Genomic DNA, 16,655 nt, shown 5'->3' on the forward strand with positions numbered 1-16,655 from the left:
GCCCGCGGTGCGCCGCGACGGGTGACGGCCGCCTGGTGGTGTCTCCGGATCGGTGCCATGCGGGTCATCATTACCCCGGCCTTCGAGGGTTACCAGAGAAGATTTGTCACGGCCTACGAGTGCGTTCCTCACACGCCCGAGCATGACGAACGCTGAGGGCAAGGCGTGACACACGTCATGGTCAAGGTCGCTGGAAGACCACCTGCCGCGGGCGCCGGTGTTTCCGTATTCCCAGGTCAACACGAACAACTGAGAGCCCCCGGCCGATGCGGCACGGGGGCTGGCCGCGCCGGCTCGGGGGCTCTCGGGATGCCGGACGGCGATCGCGCCCGGCGGGCATGGGCGAGCCGCGCGATAGGCCCGCCGAGGGGCCCGTCGCACTCGGGCTCGGGGACGGTCAGATCCTGGCCTCCTCCCCCACCCCGGACCGCGCGGCCGGGGCCGTTCCGGACGCCCGACGGCCGGGCATCCACCAGTTGGCCTTGCCGCACAGCTCCATCACGGCCGGGACGAGGATCATCCGGATGACGGTGGCGTCGATGAGGACCGCCACGGCCATCCCCAGCCCGATCTGCTTGATGGAGACGTCCGGGCCGAGCAGGGAGGTGGTGAACACGGCGATCATGATGGCGGCGGCGGCCGTGATGACCCGGGCGGTCCGGGCCAGCCCTCGGGTGACGGCCGTCCGGGTGTCGCCGGTGCGCTCGTACTCCTCCCGGATCCGCGAGATCAGGAAGACCTCGTAGTCCATGGACAGCCCGAACAGGACCGGGAACATCATCATCGGCACCCAGGTCGTGACCGGCATCTCGGTGGGGAACCCGAGGGCGGAGCCGAACCATCCCCACTGCACGATCGCGACGAGGACGCCGTAGGCGGCGCCGATCGACAGCAGGTTCATCACGGCCGCCTGCACCGCGATCGTGACGGACCGGACCAGCGCGACCAGCAGCAGCAGCGACATCGTGATGACGACCGCGATCATCAGGGGCAGCCGCGAGCCGGTCTCGTCGGCGAAGTCGATCGCCCCGGCGTTCGGCCCCCCGACGTGCACCGCGGCGCCGCCCGCCGCGCCGGGCAGCACGTCGTCGCGGAGCTGGTGCACCAGGTCGACGGTCGCCTCGTCCTGGTACCCGGTCTCGGGGAAGGCCATGAAGGTGGCGGCCCGCCCGTCCTTGCTGAGCTGGGGCGGCGTGGTGTGGGCGATGCCGTCGGCCCGACCCACCGCCGCGACGACGGGACGCAGGTCCGCCGTCCCGGAGCGGACCTCCGTGGCGAAGATCAGCGGCGCGCCGTAGCCGGGGCCGAAGCCCTCCGACAGGATCTGGTACGAGGTGTGGCTGCTCCGGTCGTGGGGCTGGACACTGGCGTCGGGCAGGCTCAGCCGCATCGACAGCGCGGGCACGGCCAGGACCAGCAGGCCCGCGCCGGCCAGCGCCGCCGCGACCAGCGGCCTGCGCTGCACCACACCCGCCCAGCGTTCGGCGGGACTGCGGCGGACCGGGGACGCGGCGTCGGCCCGCCCGCTCCGGCGGAGCGTTCGGCGCGGCAGCCGGGCCTTGGCGATCCGGCGGCCGGTGAAGCCCAGGAACGCCGGCACCAGGGTCACCGCGGCGATCATCGTCACCAGCACGGTCACGGACGCGCCGATGGCCACGCCGGTCATCAGCCGCTGCCCCATGAACACCAGGCCCAGCAACGCGATGACGACGGTCGTTCCGGCGAACAGGACCGCGTGGCCCGCGGTCGCGATGGACTTGACCGTGGCGGCCTCGGGCTCGTCGCCGTCCTGGAGGCACTCCTTGAAGCGGGTGACGATGAACAGCGCGTAGTCGATGCCGACGCCGAGCCCGATCAGCGCCGCGACCAGCACGGTGAAGTCCGGCGCGGGGAACACGTGCCCGACCAGCTTGATCAGGGCGATGCCGCCGAGGATCGCCATCAGCGCGGTCACGATGGGCAGACCCATCGCCACCAACGACCCGAACGCGATGAAGAGGATCACCGCCGCCGCCACGACGCCGACGCTCTCGGCGGGGCCCTGCGGGGGCGTCTCGGCCTTCTCCGCCTTGTCGCCGCCGAGCCCGAGGGTCAGCCCGTCGCCCGAGGCGTCCTTGACCGTGGTCACCAGCGGCTTGACCTCGGTCTTCTTGACGGTCTTGTCGGTCAGCGGGATCGTCGTGCGGGCGATGCGGCGGTCCTGGGTCACCAGCGTGCGGTCCTGGTACGGCGAGACCACCGGCCCGGTGATCGACGCGGCGTCCAGCTCGGCGACGACCTTCTCGACGCGCTGCCGGACGGCCGGGTCGTCGATGCCCTTCTCCGCCTTGATCGCCAGCGTCAGCGTGTCCCCCTGCCGCTCGGGGAAGTGCCGCTCGATCAGGTCCTGCGCCTTGGCCGACCCGGAGTCCCCGCCGGAGAAGTCGTTGTCGGGGGCGGCGCCGAAGCCGAAGCCGACGAACGCCACGGCGATCACGCCGGCGATCCAGGCCAGCAGGACGAGGCGCCGGCGCCGGAAACAGAACCGGGCGAGCCTCGCCAGAGCCCCGTCCGAAGGCGGCGTCTCGGTTGGCATCATCTTCTCCTCGGGTCGTTGGGCGTTCCACCCCAATCCTCGGGATCCGGCCCCCCGAGGTCGTCGTACGTAGGCAGGCACTCCGCCGGTACCGCTACCGCGGGCGCGGTACCGCGTCCGTGGTAGGGCGCGGCCGGTGACGGAGGGGAGGCGGTCAACCGGTGCGGTGGGAGCGGCGGGAGCGCGCCAGCGCCAATCCGCCGATCGCCAGGGCGACCAGTCCGATCACCAGGGCCAGAACGGCGCCGCCACGTCCGGAGCCGCTGCCGACACCGCCGTCGGCCCGCGCCAGGTGGACGACGGCGAGGACCACGCCGAGCACCGCCGCCACGGGCGCCGCGACGGCCGCGCCCCGCCCGTCGCCGCCGCCGAGGCGACCGGCGGCCTGGGCCAGGGCCAGCCCGCCGATGACGAGACCGACCAGCGCGACCAGCAGGGCCAGGAGGGCGCCGCCCCGTCCGGGGCCTTCGTCGGCGGCGGAGACCTGCGCGGCCGCGGGCGCGGCGAGCACGCCCACCCCGAGCAGCGCGGCCCCGGCGGCGGTGAGCAGGGAGCGGACGGACATGGGAGTTCCTTCGGTCGCATGACGAGTGACGAGTACAGCCGAAGCGTACGGAGCGGTGTCGTCGCCGTCGTCCTACGGAAGTTGCCAATCCGTCTACCGCAGGCGCGGTAGCGCGCGGGCCCGCGTCTTCTCCGGCGGGCCCTCACCAGGTAATGTACTTACTGAATGGACGGTCGGTAATTCGAGGAGGCCCGATGGCGCCGCTGCCCAGTTACGTGTCCGGTTCCTGGCACGTCCCCACGGACGAGGGCGCGCCGCTCACCGACGCGGTGACCGGTGCCGAGATCGGCCGGATCTCCGCGTCCGGCGTCGATCGGGCCGCGGCCCTGGAGTACGGGCGCCGGGTGGGCGGCCCGGTCCTGCGGGAGCTGACGTTCCACCAGCGCGCGGTCCTGCTGAAGCAGCTCGGCCTGCACCTGCGCGAGCACCGCGACGAGCTGTACGCGCTGTCCGCGCGCACCGGCGCGACCCGCGCCGACTCGATGATCGACGTGGACGGCGGCATCGGCGTGGTGCTGTCGTACGCGAGCAAGGCGAAACGGGAGCTGCCGAACGACACCGTCCTGGTCGAGGGGAACGTGGAGCCCCTGAGCAAGGGCGGCACGTTCGTCGGGCAGCACCTGTGCACGCCGCTGCACGGCGTCGCGGTGCAGATCAACGCGTTCAACTTCCCGGTGTGGGGGCCGTTGGAGAAGTTCGCGCCCGCGTTCCTCGCCGGGGTGCCGAGCCTGATCAAGCCCGCCGGGCAGACCGCGTACCTGACGGCCCGGCTGGTCGAGCTGATCGTCGAGTCCGGCATCCTGCCGGAGGGGACGGTCCAGTTCCTCTGCGGCGGCGCGGGCGACCTCCTCGACCATCTCACCGAGCAGGACCTGGTCGCGTTCACCGGGTCCGCGAGCACCGCCCTCAAACTGCGCACCCACCCGGTGGTGACCGGCCGTTCGGTGCGGTTCAACGCCGAGGCCGACTCGCTGAACTGCTCGATCCTCGGCCCGGACGCCGCCCCCGGCACCCCGGAGTTCGACCTGTTCGTCAAACAGCTCGTCACCGAGATGACCGTCAAGGCCGGGCAGAAGTGCACCGCGATCCGCCGCGCGCTCGTCCCCGCCGCGCTGCTGGACGACGTCGCCGACACCGCGCGTCAACGCCTCGCCCGCGTCACGGTCGGGAATCCCGCCGACCCCGACGTGCGGATGGGCGCGCTCGCCGGGCTCGAACAGCGCGAGGAGGTCCGGCGCTCGCTTAAGGCGCTGCTGGACGCGGGCCGGATCGTGTTCGGCGACCTCGACCACGTCGAGGTCGTCGGCGCCGACGCCGAACGCGGCGCGTTCCTGTCCCCGATCCTGCTGCGCGCCGACGACCCCGACCGCGCCGAACCGCACGAGGTGGAGGCGTTCGGGCCGGTCAGCACCCTGCTGCCCTACCAGGACGCCGGGCACGCCGTCGCCCTGGCCGCCCGCGGCCGCGGCAGCCTGGTCGGCTCCATCGTCACCGCCGACCCCGACTTCGCCCGGCGCGTCGTGGTGGGCACCGCGCCCTGGCACGGACGACTCCTCGTCCTCAACGAGGAGGACGCCAAGGAATCCACCGGGCACGGTTCACCGCTTCCCCCGCTGGTGCACGGCGGTCCCGGACGCGCGGGCGGCGGCGAGGAGATGGGCGGGGTGCGCGGCATCGTCCACCACATGCAGCGCACCGCCGTCCAGGCGGGCCCCTCGATGCTCACCGCGATCACCGGCCGCTGGACGTCCGGGGCGCCGCGCGCCCAGAGCGGGCCGCATCCCTTCCGCAAGCATCTCGAAGAACTCGCGGTGGGTGACACGGTCGTCGCCGGGCCGCGCGTCGTCACCCTCGATGACGTCGAGCGTTTCGCCGAGTTCACCGGCGACACCTTCTACGCGCACATGGACGAGGACGCCGCCCGGGCCAACCCGTTCTTCGGTGGCCGCGTCGCGCACGGCTACCTCATCGTGTCGTTCGCGGCCGGGCTGTTCGTCGACCCCGCGCCCGGCCCCGTCCTGGCCAACTACGGGCTGGAGAACCTGCGGTTCCTCGCCCCGGTCAAGCCCGGCGACGCGCTGACCGTCACCCTCACCGCCAAGCAGATCACCCCCCGCGAGGGCGCCGACTACGGCGAGGTCCGCTGGGACACCGACGTCACCAACCAAGAAGGCGTCTCGGTCGCGAAGTACGACGTTCTCACGCTGGTCGCCAAGCGACCCGAGGAGTGACATGACGCAGGAGCAGTTCGAACGGACGATCGACCGCGACCAGCGCGTCGAACCCCGCGACTGGATGCCGGACGCCTACCGCGCGACCATGATCCGGCAGATCGCGCAGCACGCCCACTCCGAGATCATCGGAATGCAGCCGGAGGGCCTGTGGATCACGCGGGCTCCGTCGCTGCGGCGTAGGGCGATCCTGCTGGCCAAGGTGCAGGACGAGGCGGGACACGGCCTCTACCTCTACTCGGCGGCCGAGACGCTCGGCGCCGACCGGGCCGAGCTGACCGAGAAGCTGATCTCCGGCCGGCAGAAGTACTCGTCGATCTTCAACTATCCGACGCTGACGTTCGCCGACGTCGGTGTGATCGGCTGGCTGGTGGACGGCGCCGCGATCTGCAACCAGGTGCCGCTGTGCCGCAGCTCCTACGGCCCGTACGCGCGGGCGATGATCCGGATCTGCAAGGAGGAGTCGTTCCACCAGCGGCAGGGGTACGAGCTGCTGATGACGCTGATGCGGGGCACGCCCGCCCAGCGGGAGATGGTCCAGGACGCCGTGAACCGCTGGTGGTGGCCGTCGTTGATGATGTTCGGGCCGCCGGACGCCGACTCGACGCACACCGAGCGGTCCATGGCGTGGAAGATCAAACGGCACACCAACGACGAGCTGCGGCAGCGGTTCGTGGACATGACCGTCCCGCAGGCGGACGCCCTCGGCGTCACCCTCCCCGACCCGGAGCTGCGCTGGAACGCCGAGCGCGGCCACCACGACTTCGGCCCGATCGACTGGTCGGAGCTGAAACGGGTCATCAGCGGGGACGGTCCGTGCAACGCCGAACGGGTCGCGGTGCGGCGCGCCGCCCACGAGGACGGCGCCTGGGTGCGGGAGGCCGCCGCCGCGTACGCCGCCAAGCAGGCGGAGAGGGAGAGGAGACGTGATGGAGAAGGACTGGCCGCTGTATGAGGTGTTCGTCCGGGGCAAGCGCGGCCTGAACCACGTGCACGTCGGGTCCCTGCGCGCCGCCGACGCGACGATGGCCCTGCACAACGCCCGCGACCTCTACACGAGGCGGAACGAGGGCGTGAGCATCTGGGTCGTGAAGGCGAAGGACATCACCGCGTCCAGCCCGGACGAGAAGGACCCCTTCTTCGCCCCCAGCGGCGACAAGGTCTACCGTCACCCGACGTTCTACGACATCCCCGAGAACGTCCCGCACATGTGAGGCCGCCATGGCATTCGACAACGCGCTCGGGGCGATCACCGAGGACAACGACGAGACGAGCTGGGCGTTCGGCACCGGTTTCCACGACCCGCTCGCCGGTATCGACACCTCCGTCCCGGACGGGATCGACCGGCGTGCCCTGTTCGCCTACTGCCTGATGCTCGGCGACGACGCGCTGATCATGTCGCACCGGTTGCAGGAGTGGTGCACGCACGCGCCCGAACTGGAGGAGGAGGTCGCGCTCGCCAACATCGCGCTGGACCTGCTCGGCCAGGCGCGGCTGCTGCTGTCGCGCGGCGGCGCCGCCGAGGGCGCGGGCCGCGACGAGGACGCGCTCGCCTACTTCCGCGACGCGCCCGAGTTCCGCAACGTCACGCTGGCCGAGGCCCCGAACGGCGACTTCGCGCACGCGACGATCCGGTCGCTGATCTTCTCGACGTGGCGGCTGGCGCTGCTGGACCGCCTCACCGCGTCCCGCGACCCGGTGCTGGCCGCGATCGCCGCGAAGGGCGTCAAGGAGGTCGCCTACCACCGCGACCACGCCGCGCTGTGGACGACCCGGCTCGGCGACGGCACCGACCTGTCCCACGAACGCGCGCAGCGGGCCTTGAACGCGCTGTGGCCATACACCGGTGAGCTGTTCACCGCGCACGACGTCGAGCGAGACCTGGCCGCGGCGGGCGTCGGCGTCGACCCGGCCACCGTCCGGGAGGATTTCGACGCGGTTCTGGACGAGGTGTTGACGACGGCGACGCTGCGCCGTCCCGCGGCCGTCCCTCCGCCGCCGCGGCCGACCGGGCGGGAGGGGACGCACCTGCCCGCCCTGACCGACCTGCTGGCCGAGTCGCAGAGCGTGGCCCGCGCCCACCCGGGGGCGACATGGTGAAGACCCACGACGACTGACCTGCCCGCCGGTTCGTTCACGGCTCCTCGTTGTACTGCGGCAGGAAGTCCAGGGCCACCGGCCGGGGGTGCCGGATCGGACGTCCGAACCACCAGAACGGATGGGTGAGCACGTACAGCGGGGAGCCGCCGGGGACGAGATGTTCCAGTGGATGGCCCCAACGCCAGTTGCCGGTGGAGTCCGACAGGTACCGCCATCCGCCGGAGACGTAACAGGTGTAGAGGTGGGGCGTCGGGCATCGTCGGGCCACCTCCGCCGCGTTCCTCATCCGGGGGGCGTGCAGGGACACCGGGCCGCCCGGGGCGAGTCCCAGCTTCTCAGCCCAGTGGTCGGCCAGGTCGCGGAGTCCCTCGCGCCCGTCCTCCGCGTCGTGAACGAGGTGCAGGCCCACCTCGTGACCGAGCCCCGCGAGCCGCGCGGTCAGACCGCGCAGGGCGGGCGGCGGGACGAAGGGACTCTGCGGGCAGAGCAGGTAGGTCGCCGCGATGCCGAGGGAGTGTTCGACGCGGGCCATCTCCACCGCGGCGTCCGCGGACAGTTCGACGTCGTGCCGCAGCCAGACCAGCCGCCTCCGATCTGGTGGCGTCGACCGCCCAGAAAGGGCGCCGGAGAGGACGAACGTGTAGCGGGCGCGGCGGCAGCTCTCCAGCAGCTCCTGATACTCGCCGGGGGTGAATCTGCTCGCCAGCTCGATACTGTCAGACGTCTCCGTCATCACACGTGATCCTCCATCCGACAGGGGCGGCGCCGATGGACGAGAAGTGGACCATCGTGGCGGTGGTCGGTACGCGCCCACAGATCATCAAGTGCGCGGCAATGCGGGAGGATCTGCGGGATGACGCCTCTCCGGTCGGCCGGCTCGTCCTGCTCGACACCGGGCAGCATTATGATCCCGAACTCGCCGTCCTGCCCCGCACCGATCTGGGCGTCGACGTCGACGTCGTGCCCCGCGCCGGAGGTCCCGGAAGCGACCCCACCGTCGAGGAGGTCCACGACGCGATGGCCGCCCGGGCGCCCTCTTCCGGCGCTCCCCGCGCGGTCCTGGTCATGGGCGACACGCGCAGCACGCTCCTCGGCGCGCGGGCGGCCGTCCGGGCGGGACTGCCGTTGATCTACGCCGAGGCCGGTCTGGGCTCCGGAACGCCGGGCCACCGGGAGTCGGAGATCCGGCGGGCCGTGGTGGGACACGCGGACGTCATGGTCTGCTGGAGCGAGTCCGCCGCCGCCGGGCTGGGCGCGGCCCGTCCCGGCGCGCCGGTGCTGGTCTTCGACGATCCCCACCTCGGGTTCGTCCGCCGCCAGGTGGCCATGGCGGGCCCGACCGCCGACGTCCACGACGCACCGGCCGTGCTGACGCTGCACAAGAGTTGGACGCTGCGACCCGAGGTCGTCGCGGCCGTCTTCCAGGCCCTGGCCGAGCGGCGGCAACGGGCGATTCTCCTTCTGACGCCGCAGCTCAGGCGGCTGCTGGAGACCATGGGACCGGTTCCCGGGCACGTCGAACCGCGCGATGGGCACACGCCACGGGAGACCTGGCGGCTCATCGCCGCGTCCCCGTTCCTCATCACCGACTCCGGGACGATGCCGCGGGAGGCCGCGATACTCGGGAAGCGCTCGGTCCTGGTCCGTACCTTCTCCGGGAACGGCGATCTCATCGACCGGGGCATCGCGGTCGTGGCCGGGACCGAACCCGCCGGGATCGCCGCCGGCATCGCCAGGGTCCGGCGCGCCGGACCGTTCGCCTACCCCTACCGCGCGACCGGGTGGCACGAGATCCTCGGCCGTGCGCTGGACGCGTTGCGCGCGACGCGGCCGGCGCACGCCGAACCGGCGCACGCCGAACCGACGCACGCCGAACCGACGTCAGGACGGCGTTCCATCGACTGAACCCGTCGTCTCGGAACCCGTCGTCTCCGGGAGGGGGCACACCAGCCGGAACCCCTGCCGACGGGCGCGGAACATCGGCCGGTCGTGTCCCCGCACGGTCGGACGGAGCATGAAGTCGACGTTGGTGTAGGAACCACCGCGGACGACCCGGTAGCACGTGTCCGACAGCGAGAGGGACTCCCGGCCGTCGTCCGGATCGTAGGGGTACCCGAACACGCGGCCCGAGTCGTCGGTGTACGCCGACGTGCACCACTCCCACACGTTGCCGATCATGTCGGCGACGCCCAGCCGGTTCTCCCCGAAGACGCCCACCGCGTTCGGCCCGCCCAGCCCGGTCGCGTGGCCGTTGAACGCGAGGGGGTCTCCCGGCGACACCGTCGCGGCCGACCGGCCCCAGCGTGCCGCGTGCTCCCACTGCGCCTCCGTCGGCGGGGAGACGTGAACACCCAGCCGGGCCGACAGCCACCTGGCGAACGCCATCGCCTCGTACCAGGAGACCTCGGTCGCCGGATGGTTGCGTTCGGCCGGTGGCACGACGGGCGGGCCGGACGAGACCGGCCACCCTCCCGCGTCCCACCAGCGCTCGTCGGACGCGCCGCCCTCGTCCTCCCAGAAGGCGGCGTACTGGGCCGCCGTGACGGGGTACCTGGAGATGCGGAAGCCGTCCAGCGAGATCTCGTAGGACGGCGTCTCGGGGGCGAGGAACTCGCGGCTGCCGCCGAGCCGCAGCGCCTCGGCGAAGGCCTCCTCCTCAAGGCCCAGCCGGACCCGCCCACCGGGCACGTCGACCCATTCCAGGTCCGGCACGCCCGCCCGCACACCGACCCCGGGCCGCCGGTCACCGACGACGGACAGCGCTCTCCCGACATCGTCGCGCTGACCGGCGTTGAGCGCCGGGGAGACCAGCACCCGGGTCAGCATCTCCCGGACCGTGTCCGCGTACTCCGCCGACATGCGCGCGCTCTTCTCGTCGCGCAGCAACCGGCCGAGGACCCAGGCGGCGCTGTCGGCATGGTCGGGTTTCGCCCGCACCGTCGTCACGGCGGCGTCGATCAGTTTGTTCACCCAGGAACGGTCGTCATCGGAACTCAACATCTCGGCCAACAGCGAAAGCGTCTCTGCCCAGGGGCCGGTCTGCTCGGCGGCGAGGCCCAGCAGCTCGGTGAAGCGGCCGGTGTCCGCGACATGGGTGGCGGCGAGGAACTCCTGGATGATGCGGAAACTGAACCGCAGCGACTTGGGGCCGACCACCCGGAGGAGCCCGGAGTCCTCGATGAGGAACTCCAGGACCTCGAACATCTGCTCGCGGAAGACGTCCAGCTCCCGGTAGAACCGGCCCTTGTCGATGTCGTCCTCGGTGTCGGACCCGGTGTCCCACGACGGTTCGTGGGCGAGCGTCTCGAACGCCACCACCTCCAGCGCGGAGTTCAGCCGGGCGTCGTTCACCGAGTACGGCAGCTCCTTCCCGGTGCCGCCGACCGAGCGTTTGTTGTCCGGCCAGCGCCAGACCATGAGCTCGTACGCCTGTCTCAGCAGGTCGACGCGGCTGGCGGTGAGGTTGGCGACACCGTGGCGGTACTCGACCAGGCACAGGAGCGTGACGAACAGGGCCCGCCGTTTGAAGTCGGCGTCCACGCGGTCGATCCACCGGCGTAGCTGCGTCCAGTGCCGGTCCACGTCGGCGGGACGGCAGCCGATGGCGGACAGGGTGCGGCGGCAGTAGAACTCGATCTCGTGGTCCGCCATGCCGCACAGGTCCACCGAGACGAAGCCCGCGGCGAACAGGGGTTGGCCGTACTCGCCGGTGGCGAAGGGACGGGAGGTGAGCAGCACACGCGAACCCCGCGCCGCCACCAGGTTCACCAGCCGGGTCATCCGGCGGTAGCGCTCCTCCAGGTTCGCGTTCAGGGCGGCAGAGCCGCGGGACTCGTCCAGCCCGTCGAAGATGAGCCACGCCTCACCCGCGTTCAGCGCCCCTTCCAACGCGTCGCGGATCGCGTCGTCCCCGGCGAACTGCTCCGCGACGTAGTCGAGCAGATGGTCGGTGCCGATGTCGCGGCTGATGTTCTGCTTGACGGCCCAGTGGGTGAAGTCGGCGATCCGGACGTAGATCGGCACGAGCGTCCTGTCGACGGTCAGCAGTTCCTGTGTCGCGACCGGCCGTCCGAGGGCACGCTGGGCGAGGGTGTAGGCGAGGTACCTGGTGACCGTGCTCTTCCCGCTGCCCGCCTCGCCGACGATGATCAGATGGTCGGCGAGGGAGGCCGCCTCCAGCGGCGACAGGGGATAGTAGAGATGCAGGACCCCGTCGGCGGACAGCGGCCGCGCCACCACGGGCAACCGCTCCGTGGGGCGCTGGAACCGCCCGTGGAAGATCTCATCCCGGATGCGGTCCAGGAGCCGTGCCATCGCCGGTTCCCGCAGGGTCGGCGCGGGCCATTCCTCGGCGCCTCCCGACAAGGTCCTTCTCCGGATGCGCCATTCCGCTATGTCGCCGTCCCGGACGCGGACGCTGATCGCCGCGTCGCAGCTGAGGCGGCAGTAGACGGTGGCGAGCTGCACCTCGACCAGCCCCTGCGCGAGGATGTGCGACAGCTCCACGTGGTGCAGCTCGTCGGCGAGCGTCGACAGGTAGCGCGACATCGGGGCGGAGAGGGAGGAAGGGCGCGCCGACGTCTCGTCCGGGGCTCCGCTCAGGTCGCGGCACGCGGCCTCAAGCGCGCGGACGTTCTCGCCACGGCGCCAGTGATCGGCCTCGACGACCGCCTGCGCCAGCTTCTCGGCGAAGACACGCGCCGTCTCCGCCAGTGGCACCCGCTCGGAGATCCGGCGCGGGAGACACAGCAGAAGCGCCTCGCGCGTGGCCGTTCTCGAGATGTGCGGGACGTTGAGGACCCGCTCCCGCAGATCGTCCTCGAGGACCACGGATCGCCCTCCTCACGGGTAGTCGAACACTTCGGTCTCGTACCGGTACATCTCCACCCCGGCCCGCGGGTCCGGAACGGTGACGGACGCGCTCATGATCAGGCGGGTCGCCAGCAGCGGCAGGTTCACTCCGGCGGCGGCCGACAGCATCAGCCCCCCGGCGGCGAACCGCGGATTGACGTCGGTGACGACGGGACCCTCGGGGCACGTGAAGAGCTGGACGTTCCCGGCCCCGCGCAGACCGAGCGCCGTGATCACGGCGGCGACCAGGTCCCGGAAGTCCCGCGCCCGAAGGGTCCGGCCGACGACCGTCTTGCCCGCCGCGACGCGGAGCCGCGCCCGCGGCGTGCACGCGACCAGATCTCCGTCGTGACCGGCGAGGTAGTCGACGGTGACCTCCGTGCCGCGCAGCAACGGTTGGACGACCATCGCGGCGCCGCCGCGGACCAGGACCGGCAGCTCCGCGCGGTCCCACACGATCGCGGCGCCCACCGAGCCCGTCCCGTACCGCGGCTTCACGAAGGCCGGGACCGGGATGTCGGTGTCGGCGGCGTCGAGCGGACGTGTCGCGACGGTGCGGATCCCGTGACCGGTCAACGCTTCGCCCAACCGGAGCTTGTCGCCGCACAGGTCCACGACCTCGGGCGGCGGCAGCAGCGTCCGCGTCCGGACGCCGTGATCCCGGCGGGCCAGTTCGGACAGCGCGAGCAGGTCCGTCGAGTGACCGGGGTGCACGGCGTCGACGCGACCGGCACGGCACTCGTCCCGGATGCGGGCCATGCGCTCCCGCCCGTCGGGCACGACGACCAACCGGTCGCAGAAGGCGCGGGCCGCGTGGCGCCCGGTCCGGGACAGGCCGGTCACATGGACGTCGTGCGCGGAACGGAGACCGCGCACGACGTTGAGCCCCGACGACGTGTCCACCGGACTGACCAGTACACGGGCCAACGGTCACCCTCCACCACTAGGGCAGCAGTTTCGCCAGAGCGGACGACAACGTCCCCTCGTTGGTGAAGACCACCTCTTGCCGGCTCCCCCGCTGGAGATGGCCGCCGCGGCAATGCACCGCCGCGACGTTCCAGTCGTCGTCGAAGACGGGGGAACCGGACGACCCGGGCATGGTCGTCGTCCGGTACTGGGCGCGCACGGCGTCGACATAGGTCACCTGGTTGTTCTGCAAGGACACCTGTTTGAAGCCGCCCTGGGGGTGCTGGACGATGTTGACCCGGTCCCCCACGGTGAGCGGTCGCGTCGCCAGTCGGGTCGCGACCTCACGGTCCGCCGCGTCCGCGATGGCCACCGCGGTGAGGTCGAACCGCGTGTCGGTGACGAAGTACCGGTCGGGATCCAGCCGGTAGGACCTCACGCCTTCGCCCGTCGCCTCCGTGTCGGCGAGCAGGTTGAACTCCGCGCGTGCGTGGCGGCACGTCTCCGCGTCCGCCAGGACATGGTTGTTCGTGACGATGACACCGCCGCCGAGCAGGAAACAGGTGCCGTAACGGACGCGGACCCCGACCCGCACGCTGAGGCGGGCCACCGACTCGCCGGCCCGCGCGCCGAGCCGGAGGAACTCGACCGGCCGCAGCGTGTTCGTGCCGATGATCTTCTCTTCCGGCGGCTGCGGCGGCAGGTCGGAACCGGGAACCGTGATCGGCGTGGGCTCGCCCACGTCCTCGACGATCGCCATGAGGTCGTCGGCGACCGCCCCCTCCATCATCTCGGCGAGGGCGGTGAGGAACGCCGCGAACGCGGTCCGCCCGTCCGGGAGGCGACCCCGCCGCCGGAGCGCGTCGAGCAGCATCGTGCTCGCGCTGATCGGTGATCCGGAGATGTCGATGACCGGGAGCAGCGACTGGAAGCCGGTCGCGATGACGATCGCCTGCCGGTCACGCTCGGTGGCGAGCATGGGAAGTCTCGCGATGACGCGCACGGCTCGGCCGAACTGTTCGTCGGTCGGCGGCAAGGCTCCTCCTCGGGTCACGGGCGGGTGGGATGGGGGGTCGTCCGGCGACGCGCCGAGTGCTCCGCGCCCGCCCGGTAGGACATGAAGGTCACGGGGACCGGGCCGTCGCCTCCGCCGACCCCGACGAGCCGGTCGAGCACCCGGCAGTCGGGGTCGTACCAGGCGATGCTCGACGGGTGCAGCACGAGGCCGACGTAGACCGGGTGGTCGCGCCCGACCGCGAGCGTCGCCGCGTCCTCGATCAGCCGCCGGTAGTGCTCGTAAGCCTGGCGGCGGACGTCGGCGCGGTCGGGCGCTGCGCGGGCGGCGCGTTCGAAGTGGGAGTCGTGGTGGCCGTGGGACGGCATCTCCAGGAGACCGTTGCGGTAGCGGTACGGCTGCCGGGCGGCGCCGGAGCCGTCGACCAGCGCCGCGTGCGGCCGCGAGTCGGGATCGCGCAGGTCGGACGAGACGTAGCGGACGCCCTGCCGCTTCAGGCTCTCCGTGATCGTGTCGTGCTCGCGGAGCCCGCCGGGGTGGCCCAGCGGGGTGCGCACCCCGACCGCGGGGCGCGGGCACACCCGTTCCAGAAGCCGGCGGGTCAGCTGGAGCTCCAGTTCGATCTCGGTCACGTCCAGCGGACGGTAGTCGGGGCGGCCGGCGACCGGAACGTACGGCCGGTGGGAGTAGCCGTGGTCGCCCGCCTCCACCGGGTCCGCGTCGAGCACCGCCGCCAGCCTCGCCTCGGTCCCGAGATGCCGGGCGAGTTCGAGGAAACCGCCGTTGAGGAAGTACGTGTGTCCCGCCCCCGCCCGCAGCAGAAGGTCGGTGATCCGCTCCATGACGCCGAGGACGGTGTGGTGGAGGTGCTCCTGGCCGCCGGAGACGCCGTACTGGATGCGCGGGCAGTCGCAGTCGAACCCGACCAGGACGACGACCTCGCTCACGACGCCCGCCGAGCGGCGACGCACAGCACGGGAAGCACTTCGAGGCTCAGCTCGGCGGGCCGCCCGCGTGCCGCGAGTTCCGCGGCCGCCACGCGGGCGCGGGCTCTCCGAATCGCGTCGAACGTCCCATCCTCCACGCCCGCGCGCCGGTAGGCGTCCCGCACCGCGACGGGTGCCCGGTCCGGCCCGTGCCTGAGCGGCGCCGCGCCTCCCTCGTGGCGCCCGAACCGGCCGAGGGTCGCGCTCGCGTCGGGCCGGTCGAACGCCTCGTGGCGGCGAGTCAGCCAGGGCTCGAACTCCGGGTCCTGGTGTGTCCGGCGATCGGGGAGCACGCTCCACCAGGCACCGGCCAGCAGTTCGCAGTGCGCCACGTCGTAGCCCAGCCCGTTGAGCAACCCGGGCAGCCGGAGGGGGAGGTTCTCGTCGATGTCGTTGACGCCGCGTTCGACGTCCGCCTTCGCGCGGCGGACGCGTTCGAGGGCCCGGCTCGCCTCGCCGTCACCGGCGAAGTGCACGGACGTGAGCCCGAGGCACGGCTCCACGAAGATCAGCCGGCCGTCCGGATCCGTCACCCGCGCCATCTCCCGGAGGACCTCGGAGACCTTGCGCGCGCTGATCCGCGCCAGCAGGAAATGGCAGCTCGTCGTGTCGAACGTCCCGTCGCGAAAGGGCAGCCGCCCTCCATCGGCCTGAAGATAGGCGGGTCGGAGATGGGCGTCCGCCGGCCTGGCCGCGTGAGCCAGGACGGGCGCGTCGAGGTCGACGCCGTACCACCGGCCCTCCGGACACAGGTCGGCGACGATCCTGGTGAAGTGTCCCGTGCCGCAGCCGATGTCGAGCCCGCGGCGGGTCTCTCGCGCGCCGAGCCGTTCGTAGACTCCGCGCAACTGCCCGTCGTCGAACAAATAGCGACGACTGTCCTCCAGGAATCCCGCAGTGTGTACGACCATGGTGCACCTCACCGTCACGCGTTTCGCAGGGCAGCCGTATTTCTTTACAGGGGATCCTCTAGGGGAGCGAACATCGTATGGGACTCGTCCGCGGTGACCTTCCAGGATTTGGTCGAGATGTTCAGATCAAGCCAGACATCCGCGTCCTCGGGGAACCTTTCCCGGCCGAACGAACCGCGCATGGCACCGCCGGGTAGACGAATGCGCAGTGAATCACCGATCGAGGCGCCCAGGAGGGCGGTTTCCAGAACGGGATCGAGCTGACGCGCGCCTAGGGTGAAAGCGAGCATCCGGGGAAACTCGCCCGACCGTTCGAAGGGTTCTCCCGCCTCCAGCTCGGCCTCGGAGAACGCGGCCTCGTACGTCAGGACGATCGTCTGGCCCAGCTCGACCTCTCCGCCGCGACCGGGTTTCATCACCCGGACCTCGGGGTGGAAGTGCTCGCCTTCGGGCATGCTGGACACTCCCTCGGATGTGGTCACGGCCGCGCCGTTCCGTCGCGGTCGAACCCGGCG

General features: G+C 71.8%; 14 protein-coding genes. 5 read left to right on the plus strand and 9 right to left on the minus strand.

Going from position 1 to position 16,655, the window contains the following annotated elements:
• Positions 1–397 precede the first annotated feature (397 nt).
• Complete coding sequence (locus D0T12_RS18965) at positions 398–2,578, minus strand: MMPL family transporter (protein WP_117400909.1); 2,181 nt, start codon at positions 2,576–2,578, stop codon at positions 398–400.
• Positions 2,579–2,729: 151 nt separating this feature from the next.
• On the minus strand, positions 2,730–3,140 hold the full coding sequence (locus D0T12_RS18970; RefSeq protein ID WP_117400910.1) for a DUF6223 family protein: 411 nt from the start codon (positions 3,138–3,140) through the stop codon (positions 2,730–2,732).
• A 194-nt stretch (positions 3,141–3,334) separates the two neighbouring features.
• Between D0T12_RS18970 and paaZ the strand changes: the two genes are divergently transcribed.
• From paaZ to paaC, 4 genes are read left to right on the plus strand one after another with little or no spacing between them, the layout of a single operon-like run.
• Positions 3,335–5,371, plus strand: a complete 2,037-nt coding sequence (gene paaZ / locus D0T12_RS18975; protein ID WP_117400911.1) for a phenylacetic acid degradation bifunctional protein PaaZ — start codon at positions 3,335–3,337, stop codon at positions 5,369–5,371.
• 1 nt (position 5,372) lies between these two features.
• Positions 5,373–6,326, plus strand: coding sequence for a 1,2-phenylacetyl-CoA epoxidase subunit PaaA (gene paaA, locus D0T12_RS18980; protein WP_117400912.1), 954 nt, complete (start codon positions 5,373–5,375; stop codon positions 6,324–6,326).
• Complete coding sequence (gene paaB / locus D0T12_RS18985; RefSeq protein WP_117400913.1) at positions 6,301–6,585, plus strand: 1,2-phenylacetyl-CoA epoxidase subunit PaaB; 285 nt, start codon at positions 6,301–6,303, stop codon at positions 6,583–6,585. The genes paaA and paaB overlap by 26 nt, the downstream gene beginning before the upstream one ends.
• 7 nt (positions 6,586–6,592) lie before the next feature.
• On the plus strand, positions 6,593–7,471 hold the full coding sequence (gene paaC, locus D0T12_RS18990; RefSeq protein ID WP_117400914.1) for a 1,2-phenylacetyl-CoA epoxidase subunit PaaC: 879 nt from the start codon (positions 6,593–6,595) through the stop codon (positions 7,469–7,471).
• Between the two features lie 34 nt (positions 7,472–7,505).
• Here the strand turns inward: paaC and D0T12_RS18995 are convergent, their stop codons facing one another.
• Complete coding sequence (locus D0T12_RS18995; RefSeq protein ID WP_117400915.1) at positions 7,506–8,204, minus strand: hypothetical protein; 699 nt, start codon at positions 8,202–8,204, stop codon at positions 7,506–7,508.
• 35 nt (positions 8,205–8,239) lie between these two features.
• On the opposite strand from D0T12_RS18995, the gene D0T12_RS19000 reads away from it, so the two are divergent.
• Positions 8,240–9,376 carry a UDP-N-acetylglucosamine 2-epimerase gene (locus D0T12_RS19000; protein ID WP_117400916.1) on the plus strand — a complete coding sequence of 379 codons (1,137 nt, stop codon included), beginning with the start codon at positions 8,240–8,242 and terminating at the stop codon, positions 9,374–9,376.
• Here the strand turns inward: D0T12_RS19000 and D0T12_RS19005 are convergent.
• The 6 genes from D0T12_RS19005 to D0T12_RS19030 are packed head-to-tail and all read right to left on the minus strand — an operon-like array spanning position 9,353 to position 16,595.
• Complete coding sequence (locus D0T12_RS19005) at positions 9,353–12,301, minus strand: SUMF1/EgtB/PvdO family nonheme iron enzyme (protein WP_117400917.1); 2,949 nt, start codon at positions 12,299–12,301, stop codon at positions 9,353–9,355. The genes D0T12_RS19000 and D0T12_RS19005 overlap by 24 nt on opposite strands.
• A 12-nt stretch (positions 12,302–12,313) precedes the next feature.
• Positions 12,314–13,249 carry an ATP-grasp domain-containing protein gene (locus D0T12_RS19010; RefSeq protein ID WP_147339552.1) on the minus strand — a complete coding sequence of 312 codons (936 nt, stop codon included), beginning with the start codon at positions 13,247–13,249 and terminating at the stop codon, positions 12,314–12,316.
• 16 nt (positions 13,250–13,265) lie between these two features.
• On the minus strand, positions 13,266–14,264 hold the full coding sequence (locus tag D0T12_RS19015; RefSeq protein WP_117400919.1) for a trypsin-like peptidase domain-containing protein: 999 nt from the start codon (positions 14,262–14,264) through the stop codon (positions 13,266–13,268).
• Positions 14,265–14,278: 14 nt separating this feature from the next.
• Entirely contained in the window at positions 14,279–15,190 is a 912-nt protein-coding gene (locus tag D0T12_RS19020) for a polysaccharide deacetylase family protein (protein WP_147339553.1), read from the minus strand.
• Positions 15,187–16,140, minus strand: a complete 954-nt coding sequence (locus D0T12_RS19025; protein ID WP_117400921.1) for a class I SAM-dependent methyltransferase — start codon at positions 16,138–16,140, stop codon at positions 15,187–15,189. Before D0T12_RS19025 ends, D0T12_RS19020 begins: the two co-directional genes overlap by 4 nt.
• Before the next feature lie 44 nt (positions 16,141–16,184).
• Positions 16,185–16,595, minus strand: a complete 411-nt coding sequence (locus D0T12_RS19030; protein WP_117400922.1) for a peptidylprolyl isomerase — start codon at positions 16,593–16,595, stop codon at positions 16,185–16,187.
• Between the last annotated feature and the right edge of the window lie 60 nt (positions 16,596–16,655).

Source organism: Actinomadura spongiicola, from assembly GCF_003432485.1.
Taxonomy (GTDB): domain Bacteria; phylum Actinomycetota; class Actinomycetes; order Streptosporangiales; family Streptosporangiaceae; genus Spirillospora; species Spirillospora spongiicola.